The organism is Pandoraea iniqua, from assembly GCF_902459685.1.
Taxonomy (GTDB): Bacteria; Pseudomonadota; Gammaproteobacteria; order Burkholderiales; family Burkholderiaceae; genus Pandoraea; species Pandoraea iniqua.
On sequence record NZ_CABPSF010000007.1, the window covers coordinates 214,454 to 232,822 of the forward strand.

The window sequence follows — 18,369 nt, forward strand, 5'->3', positions numbered from 1 at the left end:
CTTCACAAACCTTTTCGATTTTTAACGCATTGTCTTTATTCAATACCTGACACCATGACGTCTTCCCGCAATGACTGTTTGGCCCTCGACGCGGCCGATCCGCTTGCCCCGCTGCGCGCACAATTCGACCTGCCGCAGGGCGTGATCTATCTCGATGGCAACTCGCTGGGAGCGCGTCCGATCGCCTCGGCCAAGCGCGCGCAAGAAGTGATTACCGGCGAATGGGGCAACGGCCTGATTCGCAGCTGGAACGATGCCAACTGGTTCGCGCTGCCGCGCACGCTCGGCGACGCGATGGCCCCGATCGTCGGCGCCGGCAAGGGCGAAGTCGTGGTGACCGACACGACGTCGAGCAACCTCTTCAAGGTGATGGCTGCGGCGCTCGATGCACAACGCACGCGCGCACCGCAACGCAAGGTGGTCGTCTCCGAGCGCAGCAACTTCCCGACCGATCTGTACATCGTGCAAGGCCTCACGCGCCTGCTCGACGACGGTTACTCGCTGCGCCTGATCGACTCGCCGGCAGAGCTGGTGGGCGCACTGGGTGACGACGTGGCCGTGGTGCTGCTCACGCACGTGAACTACCGCACGGGCGCGATGTACGACATGGCGGCTCGCACGGCCGAGATTCACGCCGCCGGCGCACTCGCCGTGTGGGACCTGTGCCATTCGGCCGGCGCGGTGCCTGTCGACCTGAACGGCGCGAACGCCGACTACGCCGTGGGTTGCACGTACAAGTACCTGAACGGCGGCCCGGGCTCGCCCGCATTCGTGTGGGTGAACAAGCGTCATCAGGACACGTTCTGGCAACCGCTGTCGGGCTGGTGGGGTCACCGCACGCCGTTTGCCATGACACCGGAATACACGCCGGACGACGGCATTGGCCGCTATCTGTGCGGCACGCAGCCGATCGTCTCGCTCGCACTCGTGCAATGCGGTCTGGACATCTTTGCGCAAACGTCGATGGACGCCCTGCGCCGCAAGTCGCTGGCCCTCACCGACCTGTTCATCAAGCTGGTGGAAGAGCGCTGCGCCGAGTTCCCGCTCACGCTGGTGACGCCGCGCAATCATGCCGACCGTGGCTCGCAGGTGAGCTTCGAGCATCCGGAAGGTTTTGCGGTGATTCAGGCCCTGATCGCCCGTGGCGTGATCGGTGACTACCGCGAGCCGCGCATCATGCGCTTCGGGATGACGCCGCTGTACACGAGCTTCGCCGACGTGTGGGACTCGGTCGAGATTCTGCGCGACGTACTCACCACCGGTTCGTGGGACAAGCCCGAATTCCATCGCCGTGGCACGGTGACCTAAGCAGGAGCAGTACGCATGACAAAGACCTCTACCCCCGCCAGCAACGTGCATGACCTCCCGGGCAAGGCGTCACAAGCGCCTGACGCACCGCAGGGCGGTTGCCCGTTCGGACACGGCGCATCGGCCGACGCTCCGGCGGCGGGCAGTGCTGCTGCGGCCTCGGCTGCTTCGTCGTCTGCTTCGTCGACTGCCTCGGCTGGCGACTCGCAATGGCACGACGCTCAGCTCGATTTCTCGAAGAGCATGAGCTACGGCGACTATCTGTCGCTCGATCCCATTCTCAACGCGCAACATCCGCGCTCGACCGATCACAACGAGATGCTGTTTATCATTCAGCATCAGACGAGCGAGTTGTGGATGAAGCTGGCCCTCTACGAGTTGGAGGCTGCCCGCACGGCGGTGCACAACGACGCGCTGCCGCCCGCGTTCAAGATGCTCGCCCGTGTGTCGCGCATTCTTGAGCAATTGGTGCAAGCGTGGAGCGTGCTCGCGACGATGACGCCTTCGGAGTATTCGTCGATGCGTCCGTCGCTGGGTAGCTCATCGGGCTTCCAGTCGTACCAGTACCGCATTCTCGAGTTCATGCTGGGCAACAAGAACGCAGCGATGCTCAAGCCTCATGAGCATCGGCCCGACTTGTTCCGGCAAGTGGAAGCGGCACTGAACGCGCCGTCGTTCTACGACGAAGTGGTGCGTTTGCTGGCGCGTCGCGGCTTTGCGATTTCGCCGGCGCGGCTCGATCGCGACTGGACATTGCCGACGCCGCACGACGAGAGCGTGGAGGCCGCTTGGCTTGAGGTGTATCGCAACCCGTCGCAGCACTGGGAGCTGTACGAGATGGCCGAGGAACTGGTCGATCTCGAAGATGCGTTCCGTCAGTGGCGCTTCCGTCACGTGACGACCGTCGAGCGCATCATCGGCTTCAAGCAAGGGACGGGCGGCACGAACGGTGCACCTTATCTGCGCAAGATGCTCGATGTGGTGCTGTTCCCCGAGCTTTGGCACGTGCGTACGTTGCTGTGAGGTTGTTGTAATGCGGCTGTGATGTTGTTGATGCCGGTGGCGTTGCCGCCGGCATTGTTCTATCGACGGCCCGGATCGTTCTGTCGGACATCCGGGCCGTGGCGATTTGGCAATGTGGCGATTGGGTGATTACGCCTGCCCGGTCAGGCGCGCCGCCAGTTGTTTCAATCGCGGACCGATTTCGTCGCGGAACACGGCGTCGGGAATCGATGACGACGGACCGCTGCAACTGATGGCCAGCCATCGGTTTTGCCGCACGTCACGCAGCGGGACCGCCACCGCATTCACCCCCTCGTGCCATTCGCGAAACGAGTAGCAGCAGCCTTCGCGCTTGTACGATTCCAGCCCCTTCTCTACGCTCGCCTCGAGCGCGCCCCAGCCGATGTTGCGCAACGCTGCCGGATTGGCGTCGTACGCGTCGTGCAGATCGGCCAGCATGGTCTCGCGCTCGGTCGGCGTCATGACCGCCAGATAGACGCGCCCCATCGAGCTCGTCAGCATCGACAAGCGCGAGCCGGCCGTCAGCCCCAGCGTGAGGTGTGCGGCGTCGCTGCGGATGGTTTCGAGATACATCATGTCGAGCCCCTCGCGACAGCCGAGTGAAATCGAACACCCCATTTCCTTCGCCAGCGCGCGCATGTGCGGGCGCGCAAGCGTCAACATGTCCGTGCCGTTCAGAAACGCGTAGCCGAGTGCCAGCACGCCCGCGTCGAGCGCGTATTTGCCGAGATCGACGTCGTACCGCAGATAGCCCAGTTCAGTGAGCGTGTACGCCAGCCGGCTCACGGTCGCCTTCGGCAAACCGGTGCGCGCCGCAAAGTCGCGATTGCCCAGCAATGCGTCATCGGGACCAAATGCCCGCAGTAACTCCAGACCCCGTGCGAGCGCCGTCACGAACTTGCGCTCATCATGCGACGGCGGCACACCGTGCGCCGGCGCCCCGGCAAAGGCAGACAAAGACGTTTTGACCACAGCCATCGCACACTCCGCGTCAAGAAATAAAGGACGGCCGGTGCACGCACCAGCCGTTGCCCGACAAAAAACTTTAGTGTTAAACTAACTTCGATTTCAGAACATTGTTCCGCATTGCGGAACTTTCGTCAAGACGTCGATTTCCGCAAACTCGCTGAATCGACACAGGTCGCGAGACTGTTTTTCGAGGACATCGGAGGAGATAGGTCATGGCAGGCAACGCACAATTTCATTGGGAAGATCCGCTGTTGCTCGACGCGCAGCTCACCAGCGACGAGCGCATGATTCGTGACGCCGCTGCGGCGTACTCGAACGACAAGCTCATGCCGCGCGTGCTCGAGGCATTCCGTCACGAACGCACCGACGCCGCGATCTTCCGCGAAATGGGTGAAATCGGCCTGCTCGGCCCGACGATTCCCGAGGAGTATGGCGGCCCCGGCCTGAGCTACGTGGCGTACGGTCTGATCGCGCGTGAAGTGGAGCGTGTCGACTCGGGTTACCGTTCGATGATGTCGGTGCAGTCGTCGCTCGTGATGGTGCCGATCTATGAATTCGGCAGCGAAGCGCAGAAGCAGAAGTACCTGCCGAAGCTGGCCAGCGGCGAGTGGATCGGCTGTTTCGGCCTGACCGAACCGAACCACGGCTCGGACCCGGCCGGCATGATCACCCGCGCGAAGAAGGTTGCGGGCGGCTTCGAGCTGAGCGGCAGCAAGATGTGGATCACCAACTCGCCGATCGCCGATGTCTTTGTCGTGTGGGCGAAGCTCGCCGACGAGAATGGCGAAGAAAAGATTCGCGGCTTCATTCTGGAAAAGGGCTGGAAGGGTCTGTCGGCCCCCGCCATCCACGGCAAGGTGGGCTTGCGCGCGTCGATCACCGGCGAAATCGTGCTGGATCAGGTGTTTGTGCCGGAAGAAAACCTGATGCCGGGCGCCTCGGGCCTGAAGGGTCCCTTCACGTGCCTGAACTCGGCACGTTACGGCATTGCTTGGGGCGCGCTGGGTGCCGCCGAGTACTGCTGGCACACGGCACGTCAATACGTGCTCGATCGTCAGCAGTTTGGCCGCCCGCTTGCCGCCAACCAACTGATTCAGAAGAAGCTTGCCGACATGCAGACCGAAATCACGCTGGGCCTGCAAGGCTGCCTGCGTCTGGGTCGCATGAAGGACGACGGCACGGCTGCGGTCGAGATCACCTCGATCATGAAGCGCAACTCGTGCGGCAAGGCCCTCGATGTGGCGCGTCTCGCCCGTGACATGCTCGGTGGCAACGGCATCTCCGACGAATTCGGCATCGCGCGTCACCTCGTGAACCTCGAAGTGGTCAACACGTACGAAGGCACGCACGATATCCACGCGCTGATTTTGGGTCGCGCTCAAACGGGTATTCAGGCGTTCTTCTGATCGCCTTCTGATCGTTTGCCGATCCTCTCGCAGGATCAAAAGCGCGAACCGTATGCATCAGCGGTACTAGCGGTACGGTTCGCGCTTTGCCCGACTTGTCGGGTACGCGTCGTTCTCAGGCCGCGTGTTGCGGGCCGTCAATCCCCCGAGCAACGGCGCGTACCCGACAAGCAGTCATGCCGACTGAAAGGCTAGTGGCAAACAAGGTATGACGCGGACTGCATGGCCGGACAAGAAGCCGGTGGAGGATCCATGCAAAACAAAAAGCCAGCTCTCTCGAGCTGGCTTTTTTTGTGTCCGCCGGTGGCATCGCCACCGGGTACGCACGGCCGATTACTTGTTCGGCTGCGGCGTCAGACGCAGGTACGGACGCACGGCCTTGTAGCCCTTCGGGAATTTTTCCTTGAGCACGGCTTCGTCCTTGAGCGACGGCACGATCACCACGTCTTCGCCATCTTTCCAGTTGCCCGGGGTGGCGACCGAGTAGTTGTCGGTCAGTTGCAGCGAGTCGATGACGCGCAGGATTTCGTCGAAGTTGCGGCCCGTGCTTGCCGGGTAGGTGATGATCAGACGCACCTTCTTCTTCGGATCGATCACGAACAGCGAGCGCACCGTCACGGTTTCGCTGGCGTTCGGGTGGATCATGTCATACAGCTGCGAAACCTTACGGTCGGCGTCAGCCAGAATCGGGAAGTTGACCGACGTGTTCTGCGTTTCGTTGATGTCGCTGATCCAGCCCTTGTGCGACTCGGCGTCGTCCACCGACAGCGCGATGGCCTTGACGTTACGCTTTTCGAACTCGCCTTTCAGTTTGGCGGTCAGACCCAATTCGGTCGTGCACACCGGCGTGTAGTCGGCCGGGTGGGAGAACAGAACGCCCCAGCCATTGCCGAGGAATTCGTGAAACTTGATAGTGCCAACCGACGAGTCCTGCTCGAAGTCGGGAGCGATGTCACCCAAACGCAAAGTCATTTACGGTCTCCTTGAGATCCTTCAACTGAGTGGGGTAAAGACTAAAGGATGCTAAGCTTTGCAAGAACGAATAAAAAATTGGTTGCAAATAAGAATTGGAAATATAGCGCCGCAACGGTTGTTGTTTTCTGGCAACGACACGTTGAAAGCGTTACGATAACCCCCATATCCAACCTTAGCCCTTTTTGCATTGACTCCCAAGGCAATCGGGTGACGACTTTGTCGCAAGTGCATACCAACAAGGAGAAGTTCATGACGGACATCAAAACCGTATTGGCTGACGCCGAAGACCTGCTCAAGCAAGCCGCGAACACGACCGGCGAACGGGCATCCGAGCTGAGCGACAAGGCACTGGCGCTGCTCAAGCAAGCGAAGGAAAAAGCCTCCGACGTGCAGGTCGTCGTGGTGGAAAAGAGCAAGCAGGCTGCCCGCGTGACCGACGACTACGTGCACGATCATCCGTGGCAAGCCGTGGGCATCGCCGCCGGTATCGGCGTGGTGATCGGCCTGTTGCTCAACCGCAAGTAAGCTGTTGTCAGTCAGTGTCGCGTCGGCGGTTGCCGGCGCGAACGGTTCACAGCACCGCTGACTAGCTACCCGCTACTCGCGATTCGCTATTCGCTATTCGCTATTCGCCCACTCAGTCTGAAGCGGAGCTCGCCTGACCCAGCGCCATAGCGCAAAGGTTCGGGCGGCCCGCCGAGCCCAGCCCATGACCGACAATGATCGCACGACCCCGCCGCGGCCCTCGCTGCGGCGCATCGCCGGCGCGTTGCTCGAGATCGTCCAGTCGCGCATCGAACTGATCGGCATCGAACTCACCGAGGAAAAAGAGCGCCTGATGGGTGTGGCCTTCCTTGGCCTTGCCGCGATGCTCTTTGGCGTTCTCTCGCTCGTCTCGCTGACCGCTCTGGTCATCGTGGTGTTCTGGGACACGTACCGTCTCCAGGCGATGACCGGCATTTTCATCGTGTATCTGCTGCTCGCCTTGTGGTGCGCACTGCGCGCACGCAATATCCTGCGCGATGCCCCGATGCCGTTCGAGGCTACGCTGGCCGAGTTCGAAAAGGACCGCGACGCCCTGCGTCCGGACTGAAGGAGACCGCCCCGTGCCGCTAGAACCCAATCGCACCCGACGCCAACGCCCCTCGCGGCGCTCGCGTCACGACCTGCTGGCGATTCGCAAGGAACTGGTACTCACCCGTATCGCCGTCGAACGCGCCGAGTTGATTCAGGTAACGCACAACACGCGCGAACGTCTGCGCAATTTCCGTTGGATGCGTTACCTGCTGCCCGGCGGCCTTTCAAAGCTCAGCGGCCTCGGCAGTCTGGGCGGGCTCGCCGGCTCCGGCCTGAAGCTCGGCGGCCTGCTTGAACGCTACCCGCTCGTCAGCTCCGTCGCGTCCATCGCACTGACCGGTTTGTCGCATACGCCGGTCGGGCGCGTCGTACGCCGTGGCCTCAAGTGGGGCGGCCTCGGTGTGCTGGCTTATCAGGGCTTCAAGATGTGGCAGCAATCGAAATCGGGCGACGCTGCCGATGGCGCGACGGCTACCGCTGGCAGCACTGACGGCACCGGCACCGCAGGCGCGGCCGCTTCGCCGGGCGCTACCGGCACGCGTACCACTAAGCCCGGCTCGAACGATGGCGGCGCACCGCCGCTCATCTAGCACCCCCGCTTATTCATTCGCTCGAGTCCCTCGACTCCCCCTGCTCCCCCCGTTCCCATGCTTTGAACCTGTCGGCCGGCGCCTCGTGCGCCGGCCGACGTGTTTTCACGCCATGGTCGAACTCACATGTTGCACGTCATCGCGACACGCGGCCGCCCGTACGCGTTGAAGGTGATGCCGATGCAGCGCTCGTGGCCGCTGATCTGGATGTTTCCCGATAGCCATCCCCCCTTCTCGACACGCATGAACCCGTTTTCTTCGAATGCCACGACTGGCTGCGTGTAGAGCGACCAGTTCGTCGTGACGTCCACACCGGCCGGCAACGGTGCATAGCGGGCGAGGTACCGCTCTCCCGCGTCGTGGCGATCGTTGAGGTTGTCGTCAATGAACGTCACCCAACCGCTGTTCCAGTGCTTGCCGTCGTGAGGGGCGATGGTCACCCGGCGGTGCCGTCCCAACGCTTCCGCTTTCGCCGTATTGATCGCAGCGAGCAGCGCGCGCGCCGTAATCTCGACCGCCACCCGGTTGCGAACCGCTTGTATCGATGGCGCAGCTGCCATCATGGCAATCGCCAACACGGCCGTCACCACAACGCACTCCAGCAACGAGATGCCGCGCGACCGCGTCTGGCGATCGCCGATTGCGGTCATCGCTCCCGCCCCCAGCCACCACGGGCGCCCCGCCCACCACGGGACCCACGGCCAGTCCGCCCAGTCCGGTCATCGCGCGCATCGGGCGTAGAACGCTGCCAGACCGTCACCTCACGCCAGTTCAACCGACGCGATGTGAATACCGCCGCGTCCCTGCCACCAGTAAGGTCCGGGGCCGCCAGACGCCTGACCTCATAGATCGCCTGCAAGTACACATTCGTGCCCGGCAGATCGGCATACCCCACGGCACTGACCCGATACCGGCGCGGCAAGGCACCCCGCTTTTCCGATGCAGTCGTTGCGTTTGACCCGGCCGCCCGGGTAGCGCCGCCAATCGCAATGGCGAGGGCTTCCGGGGCATAAGCGATCCGCTCGACAAAGTACCGGCCGCGTGACGATTCAGTCGTCTTGTCGCGACTGTCCCAGCACATCGTCTGCCAGCGGCGCGCAAGATTCAGTGGCCAATCGATACGGTTCTCGGGCGCGAGAATGCCGTACGGCCCCGCCGCGTCGTCCCGTGCCAAGGCAATGTCCACCGCACCTGCGTCATGGGTCAGCCAATGCCGGGCCTCGGAAAGCGCCGCCTCTGCCGCCGCAAACGCACGCGCACGGTCATTGGTGTACGCCGCAAAACGCCCCGACAACTGGCGATGATGCGAGCCGGACGCGGCCAACGTCATCAGCGCCGCCAGCCACATCATGAGGAAGACGCCAACCACGCCGCCTCCTTGCCGAAGCCGCCGTCATTCCGACGATGCGCAATGGCGGTGAACACATGCAGATGGAACTGCCCCGCATCGGCAAGCCGCTTGTACGTCCCCCCGCCGGACTTCGCGTCGAAGACCTCGACCACGCGCGCAGTGCCCTTTCTGACGCCCGCACGCGGCGCGCCACGCAGCACGAGTGAGAATGCCACCGCCTCCACGTCCTCCCAATCGCTTATGCCGATGGGCACCAGCGGTCGCTTTCCGCGTGCGCTTTTCACCGGTTCAATCCAGAACATCCGCTCTCCGCCGATAACGCGACTGCCGCCACCGCGCACCCCCAATCGCACATACATCGCCTCGACGCCCGCCACCAACACCTGTCCCGGCTTCAGCTTCGACGGCATTTTTTCGGGGTCGTTGTATCGGCAGAACAGCGACGGCAAGCCATCCTCGCCTTTGGCGACATAGAAGATATTGATGTGTCGATCAGTTGAGTAGAAGGTCGTTGGCGCGCGTTTCCCGCCGCAGTTCTGAATCGCACCGTTACCGGGTTTCACACCGGCCCCGTGGTACTGCACTTCCATGAGTGCGCTCCCCTGCCAGCCCCGGCGTGGACATGTCTCAACGCTGTTCGCGCATTCGTCCGCGGCGCGAAGCGAAACCCAATCACGCTTGCCTGTGGGGGGCGGCATCGCACCGCCTTCCATCGGGTCCCAGTTGCGATAGCCCGCCATCTGAACGGCACGCGTGAGTTGCGTCAGCGCAAAGACGGCCCGTTGCTGTACGTCCAGCCGTGCCACCTGCACGCGCCAGAGCCTGAGGCCCGCGAGATAGATGGCGATGGCGGCCATCACCACTAACAGTCCCAGTGGCATCGCGAGCGTGAGTTCGAGCAGCGTAAAGCCCCTCGCATGCCGCGCGCCGGATGAGCTACGCCGCCCGCCAATGACAAGGCGTCTCATGACAGCTCCCCGCGTTGCTGCGCACCGTCGGCAATCGCCGAAGCTTGCTGTGGCATGCCGTCGACCGCCTGCCAGTTGGCGAATCCCCCGGCACCGGCAAGCAGCACCGCCGACATGAACATCACTTCGAGCAACGCGGCGCCGCGCATTCGCGCACGGTAGGCGCGGGTACGCCGCAGGCCCGCCAGCCTGCCGGGCGACGACACATCTCGCGGCTCGGCAGCCGCGGGCTTACACGGCACAGGTAGCGCCGATAGCGCTGGAATTGCTGGTGGTGCGGGTAGTGCTGCCAGCGCCGTCCGCCCGGCCGCCGGCCGATTTACCGGCGGCTCCGCAGGCACGATGTGATTTGCCCGCGCCGCATATGCCAATCGTTGCAGCGCGTTTTTCGACACGTCTCGCGGCGTCATGACGACAACCCTGCGGCCATTCCCACGGGCCGCATCTCGTTGCGTCTTCCGGTCTGCCCGGCGCTTTTGATGTCTGCGATCCTGTTGCATGCTTCGCTACCTCGTTGGGTGAATAACGAAGTCATCGTCGCGCCGCACACGCATTACGCCAATCAGACGCCACCGCAAAAACCACCGCTCGATACGCGCCCGCACTCCTCAAACACAATGCATCGCAGGTGCCACATCGCGGCACCGTCGCCGCTTTTCGAACAAAACGGACATAAAAAAACGGCGACCAAAGTCGCCGTTTCTTCTCAAGCAAAAACCATCGAACCTCTCGAGAACGGCAGCAACAACCGCCGCCTCGTGAGCTCAACGTTTCGCCATCAGCCCTGCTTGAGCGTTTCGATCAGCTCGACGTACGCCTGTTGCACGTCGTCTTTCGACTTGCCCTTGAGCATTTCCCACGCGTCGTACTTGGCGCGGCCGACGAAATCCATCGCGCCCGGACGTGAGCCCGACACGTCGCCTTCCGTGCCTTGCTTGTATAGCGCGTAAATGCGCAGCAGCGTGAGATTGTCGGGGCGTTCAGGCAGCGTCTTGGACTGTGCCACTGCCTCGTCGAAACGGGCTTGAAGATCGCTCATGGTGTCTCTCCCTGGAAAAACGGTCAGCTTATAAGTGCACAGAGCGTCGATTGCCATCACTTGCCGACATTCGCGTAGACGCTCTGTGTGTTGCGAATACAACTGGGGCAAGGATAACGACGAAGCCTTGCGCGAGGTAGAGGTCAGCGTAGAACCCTGCGTCTAAACCTCTCGGGAACTGTGAGCATTTCCTGCACGCTGTATCACGATGCCGCGCAGACGCATCCCTCGTGACGACACGCACGCTACCCCGCGCACCGCACTTCGCCAGCGCCACACAATCGCCCCAATGAAAAACGCCCGGCAGTTTGCCGGGCGTCTCACACTACAAGTCTTGCAGGCTGGCGAGACAATCGCGCGCCGAAAATTTACATCGGCAAGACGTCTCGCTGTGCCATTACGACACGATCACGACGCCGATGCTGCCGGAGCCGAGGCGGCGTTCGCGTTCGCCGGGACGGTACGCTCTTCCCAACCGCCGCCGAGCGCCTTGTACAGCGTCACGAGGTTGGTCCAGCGGGCCAGACGCGTTGCGATCAGCGACTGCTGCGCCGTGTACAGCGAGCGCTGCGAAACCAGCGCGTTCAGGTAGCTGTCCACGCCGTTGCGGTAGCGCAGATCCGAAAGCTTGTAGCTCTCGTCGCTCGCCTTCACGAGCGACTCTTGCGCCGACACCTGATCGTCGAGCGTGCCGCGTGCTGCCAGCCCGTCCGAGACTTCGCGGAACGCCGTCTGAATCGACTTCTCGTACTGCGCGATGTCGATGCGCTTTTGCACCTTGGCCAATTCGAGGTTGGCGATGTTCTGCCCGCCCGCGAAGATCGGCAGCGTGATGGTCGGCGCAAACGCCCACGCACCCTGACCGCCCTTGAACAAGTTGCTCAACGACGCGCTCGCCGTGCCCGCGCTCGCGGTCAGCGAGATCGACGGGAAGAACGCCGCACGTGCCGCGCCAATGTTGGCGTTGGCACCCTTGAGCGTGTGCTCGGCAGCCGTGATGTCCGGGCGGCGCAGCAGCAGATCGGACGGCAGACCCGCCGGCAGATCGGCCAACAGCCCTTGCCCGTCGAGCGGACGCCCTGACGGCAGATCGGCCGGCAACGGCTGGCCGATGAGCAGCGTCAGCGCGTTCTCGTCCTGTGCAACCTGACGCGTGTACTGCGCAAAGTTCGCACGCGCCGTATCGACCGGCGTCTGCGCCTGACGCAGATCCAGCCCGGAGGCCGTACCCACGTCGAAACTGCGCTTGGTCAGGTCATACGACGATTGCTGGCTCTTGAGCGTATCGGACGTGAGCTTGAGCAGTTCCTGATCGGCCAGCAACGTCAGATACGCCGAAGCGACTTCCGACACCAGCGTGATCTGTGCAGCCTTCGCGTTGTCTTCGGTCGAAAGGTACGTCTCCAACGCCTGATCCTTCAGGCTCTGAATACGACCGAACAGATCGAGCTCATACGACGTGAAGCCCACACCGACCTGATAGCTGCGGCTGATGCCCGCGCGCCCCGACGACGACAGGTCGGCCGGCGAACGCTGCACCGAACCCTGCCCCGCCACGCCAACGTTCGGCAGCAACGCCGCACGCTGAATCTGATACTGCGCACGCGCAGCATCCACGTTCAACATCGAGACTCGCAGATCGCGGTTGTTCTCCAGTGCGATCTCGATCAGCTTCTGCAAACGCGGATCGGTAAAGAAGTCGCGCCAGCCCAGCTCGGCCGCGATGACCGCATTGCGATCAGTCGCGCCGTTCTGGTTGGCCGCACCGGGCGTCTTGTAAGCCGGGCCAGTGGGGAACGTCGTGGAGACCGGTGCCTCGGGCCGCTCATAGTGCGGCGCGAGGGTACAGCCTGCCAGGAACGCTGCCGCCAAGGCAATCGGCAATGCTTTGTGCTTCATAGGTCAGTTTCCTTCCTTGGCGGGGCCTTCGGGCGCGTCCGGTGCTTCATGACGGGCTTCCGGATGTTCCACGGTGTCCAGGTTTTCATGAGCGAAGCGCTTGCGCACCAGCACGAAGAAGACAGGCACGTAGTAGATCGCGAGGAACGTTGCCGCCAGCATACCGCCGATCACGCCGGTACCGATAGCGTGCTGCGAAGCCGAGCCGGCACCGTTGGAAATCGCGAGCGGCAGCACCCCGAGAATGAACGCCATCGACGTCATCAGAATCGGTCGCAGACGCAATCGGACGGCTTCCATCGTCGCTTCCATCAGTGTGCGGCCCTGCATTTGCAGATCCTTGGCGAATTCCACGATCAGAATCGCGTTCTTCGCCGACAGACCCACGGTCGTCAACAGACCCACCTGGAAGTACACGTCGTTCGACAACCCGCGCAGCGACGCAGCCAACAGGGCACCCAACACACCCAGCGGCACCACCAGAATCACCGAGAACGGAATCGACCAGCTCTCATACAACGCGGCCAGACACAAGAACACGATCAGGATCGAGATGGCGTACAGCGCCGGTGCCTGCGAGCCGGAAATGCGCTCTTCAAACGACAGCCCCGTCCATTCCAGACCGATACCCGGCGGGAGATCCTTGGCAATCTCCTCGACCGCCTTCATGGCGTCACCGCTCGACTTGCCCGGCGCAGGCATGCCCTGAATTTCCACTGCCGGCACACCGTTGTAGCGCTCCAGACGTGGCGAGCCGTATGTCCACTTGCCGGTCGCGAAGGCCGAGAACGGCACCATCGTCCCGCTGGCGTTACGTACGAAGAGTTTGTTGATGTCCTGCGGCAGCATGCGGTCCTTTGCCTCTGCCATCACGTACACCTTCTTCACACGGCCACGGTCGATAAAGTCGTTGACGTACGACGAACCCCACGACGCCGAGAGCGTGCTGTACACGTCGGCAATCGACAGGCCCAGCGCAGACGCCTTTTCCTCGTCGACGTCCACCTTGTACTGCGGCGTGTCGTCGAGACCGTTCGGACGCATGTTCGCGAGGTTCGGGTTCTTCGCCGCGGCACCCAGCATCTGGTTACGTGCGGCCATCAACGCATCGTGGCCGAGACCCGCGCGATCTTGCAGTTCGAAGTCGATACCGCCCGCGTTACCCAGTTCAGGCACCGACGGCGGGTTGATCGCGAAGATCATGGCGTCCTTCACGCTCGCGAAAGCCTGATAGGAACGCGCAATCACTGCCTGCACCTTGAGGTCGGACGACTGACGGTCTTCCCACGGACGCAGCATCGTGAAGGCCAGACCCACGTTCTGACCCCGGCCGTTGAAGCCGAAGCCGGTCACCGTGAAGATCGAACGCACGGCGTCCTTTTCCTTCTCGAGGTAGTGCTTCTCGACCTGCTTCATCACTTCGAGCGTGCGCTCTTGCGTCGCGCCCGGCGGCAACTGCACCAAGTTGAAGAAGTAGCCCTGATCTTCATCCGGCAAGAAGGCCGTCGGCATGCGCACGAACAGGAAACCCACCGCCGCCACGATCACCACGTAGACGATCATGAGCGGTGCGCTGCGCTTGAGAATGCGCTCGACCTGGCTCTGATACTTCTTCGAGCCCTTGTCGAACGTGCGGTTGAACCAGCCGAAGAAGCCGCGCTTCTCGTGCACTTCGCCCTTCTTGATCGGCTTGAGAATCGTCGCGCACATGGCCGGCGTGAGCACGATAGCCACCAACACCGACAACGCCATGGCCGCCACGATCGTCAGCGAGAACTGGCGATAAATAGCGCCCGTCGAGCCGCCGAAGAACGCCATCGGCACGAACACGGCCGAGAGCACCAGCGCCACACCGACCAGTGCACCGATGATCTGGTCCATGGCCTTCTTGGTCGCTTCCTTCGGACTCAGCCCCTCTTCGGCCATCACCCGCTCGACGTTTTCCACCACCACGATGGCATCGTCAACGAGCAGACCAATGGCGAGCACCAACCCGAACATCGATAGCGTGTTGATCGAGAAGCCTGCTGCGCCCATGATGCCGAACGTACCCAGCAACACGACCGGCACGGCAATCGTCGGGATGATCGTCGCCCGCAGGTTTTGCAGGAACAGATACATCACGAGGAACACGAGCACGATACCTTCGATGAGGGTCTTGATCACTTCCTCGATCGAGATCTTCACGAACGGCGTGGTGTCGTACGGGTAGTCGACCTTCATGCTGGGCGGGAAGTACGGCTCCAGCTCGGTGACGGCCTGCTTGACGGCAGTTGCGGTTTGCAGCGCGTTGGCACCGGTGGCCAGCGTAATGGCCAGACCGGCAGCGGGCTTGCCGTTGTAGCGTGCCACCACCTGATACGACTCACCGCCGAGTTCGATACGGGCAACGTCGCCCAGACGAACCTGCGAACCGTCCTTGTTCACCTTGAGCAGAATCTTGCGGAACTGCTCCGGCGTTTGCAGACGGCTTTGGGCCGTCACGGTGGCGTTAAGCTGCTGCCCCTTGACTGCCGGTGCACCGCCCAGCTCACCCGCCGAAATCTGCACGTTCTGCGACTGAATCGCGTTCGAAACGTCGATGACCGTCAGGTTGTAGCCGTTGAGCTTCTGCGGATCGACCCAGACACGCATGGCGTACTGCGAGCCGAACAACTGCACCTGACCCACGCCGTTCACACGGCTGATCGGATCCTGCACGTTGGCTGCGATGTAGTTCGCCAAGTCGATGTCGGTCATCTGACCGTCGTCGGAATACGCACCGATCACCAGCAAGAAGTTCTTGGTCGCCTTGGCCACCTTGATACCTTGCTGTTGCACCTGCTGCGGCAGCAGCGGCGTGGCAAGTTGCAGTTTGTTCTGCACCTGCACCTGTGCGATGTCGGGGTTCGTGCCCTGCGAGAAGGTCAGCGTGATCTGTGCCGTACCCGAGCCGTCGGACGTCGACGACATGTACTCGAGGTTGTCGATCCCGTTCATCTGCTGCTCGATCACCTGCGTAACCGTATCCTGCACGGTCTGCGCCGAAGCGCCCGGGTAGGTCGCGGTGATCTGCACCGAAGGCGGTGCGATGGGCGGATATTGCGAGACCGGCAGCTTCAGAATCGAAAGCGCACCGGCCAGCATGATGACAATCGCGATCACCCACGCAAAAATCGGGCGATCGATAAAAAACTTTGCCATGAATAAGGCTCCGCGTTATTGAGCTTTGGCGGCCGAAGCAGCACTCGCCTGCGTGGCAGGGTCGGCAGCGGCCGGTGCGCTGGCACCCGCCGGTGCCGGAGCAGCGCCCGGCAGTTGCGCCGGCACGGCCTTCACCGGAGCGCCCGGACGCGCCTTTTGCAGACCCGAAACGATCACCTGTTCGCCCGCAGACAGACCCGACGTCACCAGCCACTTGTCGCCGATCGCACGATCGGTCACCAGTTGGCGCAGTTCGGCCTTGCCTTCCTTGTTCACGACGAGCGCGGTCGGCTGGCCCTTCTGGTCACGCGTGACGCCCTGTTGCGGCACCAGCAACCCGCCTTCCTTCACACCCTCGGCCAGCTTGGCGTGCACGAACATGCCCGGCAGCAACTCGCGGTTGGGGTTCGGGAAGATCGCGCGCACGGTCACCGAGCCGGTCGTCTGGTCGACGGTGATGTCCGAGAATTGCAGCTTGCCGTCCAGCGGATACTTGGTGCCGTCTTCCAGCGTCAGTTCCACCTTGGCAGCGTTCGGACCCGCGCTTTGCAGCTTGCCATCGGCCAGTGCGCGACGCAGACGCAGGCCATCGGCGGCCGATTGCGTTACGTCCACGTACATCGGATCGATCTGCTGCACCGTGGTCATCAGCGTGGCCGCGCCCGACTGCACATACGCGCCTTCGGTCACTTGCGACAGCCCCGTGCGGCCCGTAATCGGGGCCGGCACGTCGGTGTAGCCAAGGTTGATGCGCGCCGTATCGACGGCAGCCTTGCCGGCAGCAACGTCGGCATCGGCTTGCAGAGCGGCGGCCACAGCGTTGTCGTAATCCTGCTTCGACACGGCTTCAACGGCTACCAGCGACTTGTAACGGTCGGCCAGCAGCTTGGTGGATGCCTGATTTGCCACCGCCTTGGCGAGCGTCGCCTTGGCGTTCTCGAAGGCGGCCTGATAGGTGGCCGGATCGATCTTGTACAGACGCTGTCCTGCCTTGACCTCGCCGCCTTCAGTGAAGTCGCGCTTGAGCACGATGCCGTCGACGCGCGCACGCACGTCGGCGACGCGGTAGGGCGAGGTGCGTCCGGGCAGGTCGGTCGTCAGTGTTACGTTCTGAGGTTGCAGCGTCACGACGCCGACTTCCGGCACCATGCCCTGCGGCTGCTGCGGCTTCTTGCCGCACGCGGCCAGGGTCAAAACCGCGAGTGCCACGGCAGTGACCATCCCCAGTGAACTTCTCTTGACGTGCATATACGCCCCCGATAAATGGAATGCGGTCAAACAAAATGACAAGTAACCAGTACGTTGCGACGATTGCGACGGCGAAGGCCGGTCCGCAATCCCATCGCACATAGGCGGGCAAGCGAGTGTCAGGCAACGGGTCACCGGACGGCGGTGAACCGGCAGCGCAGATGATCGGGTTTGAGCCCGGATCGCTACCGGTCGCGCGCCCCAGCGCGGCATACACCGCCAGTGCTGGCACTCGTGTGGATCGTCGAACAGGCTCCGGGACACCAGGTGACAGACGGCAACCGCGAGCGGCGCGCCTCTGTCGGTTCGCCCCCTCGGGCCCCTTCAGGTGTTTCCCGTAGTCGAAGGAGCTTAAATGGTCCCTGTGCAATAGAGCAAGCGGCTGCTATTATAGATACATTCATGAATGTATGTAAATCGCATTGCGTCGCACCATAAAGCGGCGCGGTTTACAGCACCTTCCACAATTTCCGCTGTTCCCGTGACACGACGATGGCCCGCAGAACCAAAGAGGAAGCGATAGAGACGCGCAACCTGTTGCTCGACACCGCAGAGACGGTGTTCGCACAGAAGGGCGTGTCGCGCACATCGCTGGCCGACATCGCCGAAGCCGCCGGCCTCACCCGCGGCGCGATTTACTGGCACTTCAAGAACAAGATCGACCTGTTCAACGCCATGACGGACCGTATCCGTCTGCCGATGGAGCGCATGATCGACGAAGAATGTGCCGAACCCGAGCACGGCGACCCGATGGTGCGCATGCACGATATCTGCAAGCTGGTGCTCAAGGAAACGGCGCGCAACGAGCGCCGCCGCCGCGTGCTCGACATTCTGTTCCACAAGTGTGAATACACCAACGAGATGCTCTCGGTGCTCGATCGTCAGCGCGAAGCCTGCGCCGACGGCAAGCAGCGCATCATGCGCGATATGGAACGGGCCATTGAGCGCGGTCAACTGCCCGCGCGGCTCGACACCCGGCGCGCCGCGATCATGCTGCACGCGCTGGTGGTCGGCATGATGTCGGACTGGCTGTTCCTGCCCGACTACGATCTCGGTCTGGAATGCGACGCCATCGTCGACGGGTTCTTCGACATGCTGCGCACCAGCCCCGCCATGCTGCGCCCCGGCGCACCGGCGAAAACCCCGGCGATGGCATAACGAATCTGCCGAATCTGCCGAATCTACCGAATCGTTCGATTCCCGATTTAGTACATATATTAATTAGCAGGCACCCTTCGCGGTGCCTGCTTTTTTTTGGTGGGTACGGGCTGCGCGCCGACGCAGCATTTCATCTGCCGTCCCGAATATTCGGGATCCGCATGCGGTGTTGCCG

The 18,369-nt window shown here is 62.5% G+C and carries 17 protein-coding genes; 7 read left to right on the top strand and 10 right to left on the bottom strand.

From position 1 onward, the window contains the following. Positions 1 to 54 precede the first annotated feature (54 nt). On the top strand, positions 55 to 1,308 hold the full coding sequence (kynU, locus tag PIN31009_RS21975) for a kynureninase (protein ID WP_150791578.1): 1,254 nt from the start codon (positions 55 to 57) through the stop codon (positions 1,306 to 1,308). 15 nt (positions 1,309 to 1,323) lie between these two features. After that, positions 1,324 to 2,331: a tryptophan 2,3-dioxygenase gene (gene kynA, locus PIN31009_RS21980; RefSeq protein ID WP_150791579.1), complete on the top strand. Its 1,008-nt coding sequence runs from the start codon at positions 1,324 to 1,326 to the stop codon at positions 2,329 to 2,331. A gap of 129 nt (positions 2,332 to 2,460) precedes the next feature. Here the strand turns inward: kynA and PIN31009_RS21985 are convergent, their stop codons facing one another. Then, positions 2,461 to 3,309 carry an IclR family transcriptional regulator gene (locus PIN31009_RS21985; RefSeq protein WP_246185802.1) on the bottom strand — a complete coding sequence of 283 codons (849 nt, stop codon included), beginning with the start codon at positions 3,307 to 3,309 and terminating at the stop codon, positions 2,461 to 2,463. A 203-nt stretch (positions 3,310 to 3,512) separates the two neighbouring features. Here PIN31009_RS21985 and PIN31009_RS21990 point away from each other — a divergent pair, with 203 nt between their 5' ends. Next, entirely contained in the window at positions 3,513 to 4,706 is a 1,194-nt protein-coding gene (locus PIN31009_RS21990; protein WP_150684979.1) for an acyl-CoA dehydrogenase, read from the top strand. Positions 4,707 to 5,039: 333 nt separating this feature from the next. On the opposite strand, the gene PIN31009_RS21995 is transcribed toward PIN31009_RS21990, so the two are convergent. Then, entirely contained in the window at positions 5,040 to 5,678 is a 639-nt protein-coding gene (locus tag PIN31009_RS21995; RefSeq protein WP_150684980.1) for a peroxiredoxin, read from the bottom strand. Between the two features lie 252 nt (positions 5,679 to 5,930). Between PIN31009_RS21995 and PIN31009_RS22000 the strand changes: the two genes are divergently transcribed. The 3 genes from PIN31009_RS22000 (at position 5,931) to PIN31009_RS22010 (ending at position 7,348) form a co-directional block, all read left to right on the top strand. Then, positions 5,931 to 6,206, top strand: coding sequence for an ElaB/YgaM/YqjD family protein (locus tag PIN31009_RS22000; RefSeq protein ID WP_087691578.1), 276 nt, complete (start codon positions 5,931 to 5,933; stop codon positions 6,204 to 6,206). A 184-nt stretch (positions 6,207 to 6,390) separates the two neighbouring features. Then, positions 6,391 to 6,774 (top strand): phage holin family protein, encoded by a 384-nt coding sequence (locus PIN31009_RS22005; protein WP_087691579.1) that lies wholly within the window; start codon positions 6,391 to 6,393, stop codon positions 6,772 to 6,774. Between the two features lie 13 nt (positions 6,775 to 6,787). Beyond that, entirely contained in the window at positions 6,788 to 7,348 is a 561-nt protein-coding gene (locus PIN31009_RS22010) for a DUF3318 domain-containing protein (RefSeq protein WP_174997330.1), read from the top strand. A 122-nt stretch (positions 7,349 to 7,470) separates the two neighbouring features. Here PIN31009_RS22010 and PIN31009_RS22015 read toward each other — a convergent pair whose 3' ends face one another. The 8 genes from PIN31009_RS22015 to PIN31009_RS22050 all read right to left on the bottom strand — a co-directional run bounded on the left by PIN31009_RS22015 (position 7,471) and on the right by PIN31009_RS22050 (position 17,036). Next, positions 7,471 to 7,998, bottom strand: a complete 528-nt coding sequence (locus tag PIN31009_RS22015; protein WP_150791581.1) for a GspH/FimT family pseudopilin — start codon at positions 7,996 to 7,998, stop codon at positions 7,471 to 7,473. Then, positions 7,995 to 8,717 carry a hypothetical protein gene (locus PIN31009_RS22020; protein WP_150791582.1) on the bottom strand — a complete coding sequence of 241 codons (723 nt, stop codon included), beginning with the start codon at positions 8,715 to 8,717 and terminating at the stop codon, positions 7,995 to 7,997. Before PIN31009_RS22020 ends, PIN31009_RS22015 begins: the two co-directional genes overlap by 4 nt. Next, positions 8,696 to 9,556, bottom strand: coding sequence for a PilW family protein (locus tag PIN31009_RS22025; protein ID WP_174997332.1), 861 nt, complete (start codon positions 9,554 to 9,556; stop codon positions 8,696 to 8,698). The genes PIN31009_RS22020 and PIN31009_RS22025 overlap by 22 nt, the downstream gene beginning before the upstream one ends. Positions 9,557 to 9,663: 107 nt before the next feature. Beyond that, positions 9,664 to 9,909, bottom strand: a complete 246-nt coding sequence (locus PIN31009_RS22030; RefSeq protein ID WP_150791584.1) for a hypothetical protein — start codon at positions 9,907 to 9,909, stop codon at positions 9,664 to 9,666. A gap of 536 nt (positions 9,910 to 10,445) precedes the next feature. Further along, positions 10,446 to 10,706 (bottom strand): acyl-CoA-binding protein, encoded by a 261-nt coding sequence (locus tag PIN31009_RS22035; protein WP_150791585.1) that lies wholly within the window; start codon positions 10,704 to 10,706, stop codon positions 10,446 to 10,448. 408 nt (positions 10,707 to 11,114) lie between these two features. Continuing rightward, entirely contained in the window at positions 11,115 to 12,605 is a 1,491-nt protein-coding gene (adeC, locus tag PIN31009_RS22040) for an AdeC/AdeK/OprM family multidrug efflux complex outer membrane factor (RefSeq protein ID WP_058377661.1), read from the bottom strand. 3 nt (positions 12,606 to 12,608) lie between these two features. After that, positions 12,609 to 15,788: an efflux RND transporter permease subunit gene (locus PIN31009_RS22045; RefSeq protein ID WP_087691584.1), complete on the bottom strand. Its 3,180-nt coding sequence runs from the start codon at positions 15,786 to 15,788 to the stop codon at positions 12,609 to 12,611. Positions 15,789 to 15,803: 15 nt separating this feature from the next. Beyond that, a complete protein-coding gene (locus PIN31009_RS22050) occupies positions 15,804 to 17,036 on the bottom strand; it encodes an efflux RND transporter periplasmic adaptor subunit (RefSeq protein WP_150684987.1) in 1,233 nt (410 codons plus the stop codon). A gap of 492 nt (positions 17,037 to 17,528) precedes the next feature. Here PIN31009_RS22050 and PIN31009_RS22055 point away from each other — a divergent pair, with 492 nt between their 5' ends. Then, a complete protein-coding gene (locus PIN31009_RS22055; protein WP_150684988.1) occupies positions 17,529 to 18,194 on the top strand; it encodes a TetR family transcriptional regulator in 666 nt (221 codons plus the stop codon). The last annotated feature ends 175 nt before the right edge of the window (positions 18,195 to 18,369 follow it).

What these genes read in the sequence shown, in the direction of transcription:
- PIN31009_RS21995 (WP_150684980.1), bottom strand. Translation starts at nt 5,678, where the DNA reads ATGACTTTGCGTTTGGGTGACATCGCTCCCGACTTCGAGCAGGACTCG.
- PIN31009_RS21985 (WP_246185802.1), bottom strand. Translation starts at nt 3,309, where the DNA reads ATGGCTGTGGTCAAAACGTCTTTGTCTGCCTTTGCCGGGGCGCCGGCG.
- PIN31009_RS22045 (WP_087691584.1), bottom strand. Translation starts at nt 15,788, where the DNA reads ATGGCAAAGTTTTTTATCGATCGCCCGATTTTTGCGTGGGTGATCGCG.
- PIN31009_RS22005 (WP_087691579.1), top strand. Translation starts at nt 6,391, where the DNA reads ATGACCGACAATGATCGCACGACCCCGCCGCGGCCCTCGCTGCGGCGC.
- kynU (WP_150791578.1), top strand. Translation starts at nt 55, where the DNA reads ATGACGTCTTCCCGCAATGACTGTTTGGCCCTCGACGCGGCCGATCCG.
- PIN31009_RS22000 (WP_087691578.1), top strand. Translation starts at nt 5,931, where the DNA reads ATGACGGACATCAAAACCGTATTGGCTGACGCCGAAGACCTGCTCAAG.
- PIN31009_RS22055 (WP_150684988.1), top strand. Translation starts at nt 17,529, where the DNA reads ATGGCCCGCAGAACCAAAGAGGAAGCGATAGAGACGCGCAACCTGTTG.
- PIN31009_RS22015 (WP_150791581.1), bottom strand. Translation starts at nt 7,998, where the DNA reads ATGACCGCAATCGGCGATCGCCAGACGCGGTCGCGCGGCATCTCGTTG.
- PIN31009_RS22050 (WP_150684987.1), bottom strand. Translation starts at nt 17,036, where the DNA reads ATGCACGTCAAGAGAAGTTCACTGGGGATGGTCACTGCCGTGGCACTC.
- adeC (WP_058377661.1), bottom strand. Translation starts at nt 12,605, where the DNA reads ATGAAGCACAAAGCATTGCCGATTGCCTTGGCGGCAGCGTTCCTGGCA.
- kynA (WP_150791579.1), top strand. Translation starts at nt 1,324, where the DNA reads ATGACAAAGACCTCTACCCCCGCCAGCAACGTGCATGACCTCCCGGGC.
- PIN31009_RS22025 (WP_174997332.1), bottom strand. Translation starts at nt 9,556, where the DNA reads ATGGCCGCCATCGCCATCTATCTCGCGGGCCTCAGGCTCTGGCGCGTG.
- PIN31009_RS22035 (WP_150791585.1), bottom strand. Translation starts at nt 10,706, where the DNA reads ATGAGCGATCTTCAAGCCCGTTTCGACGAGGCAGTGGCACAGTCCAAG.
- PIN31009_RS21990 (WP_150684979.1), top strand. Translation starts at nt 3,513, where the DNA reads ATGGCAGGCAACGCACAATTTCATTGGGAAGATCCGCTGTTGCTCGAC.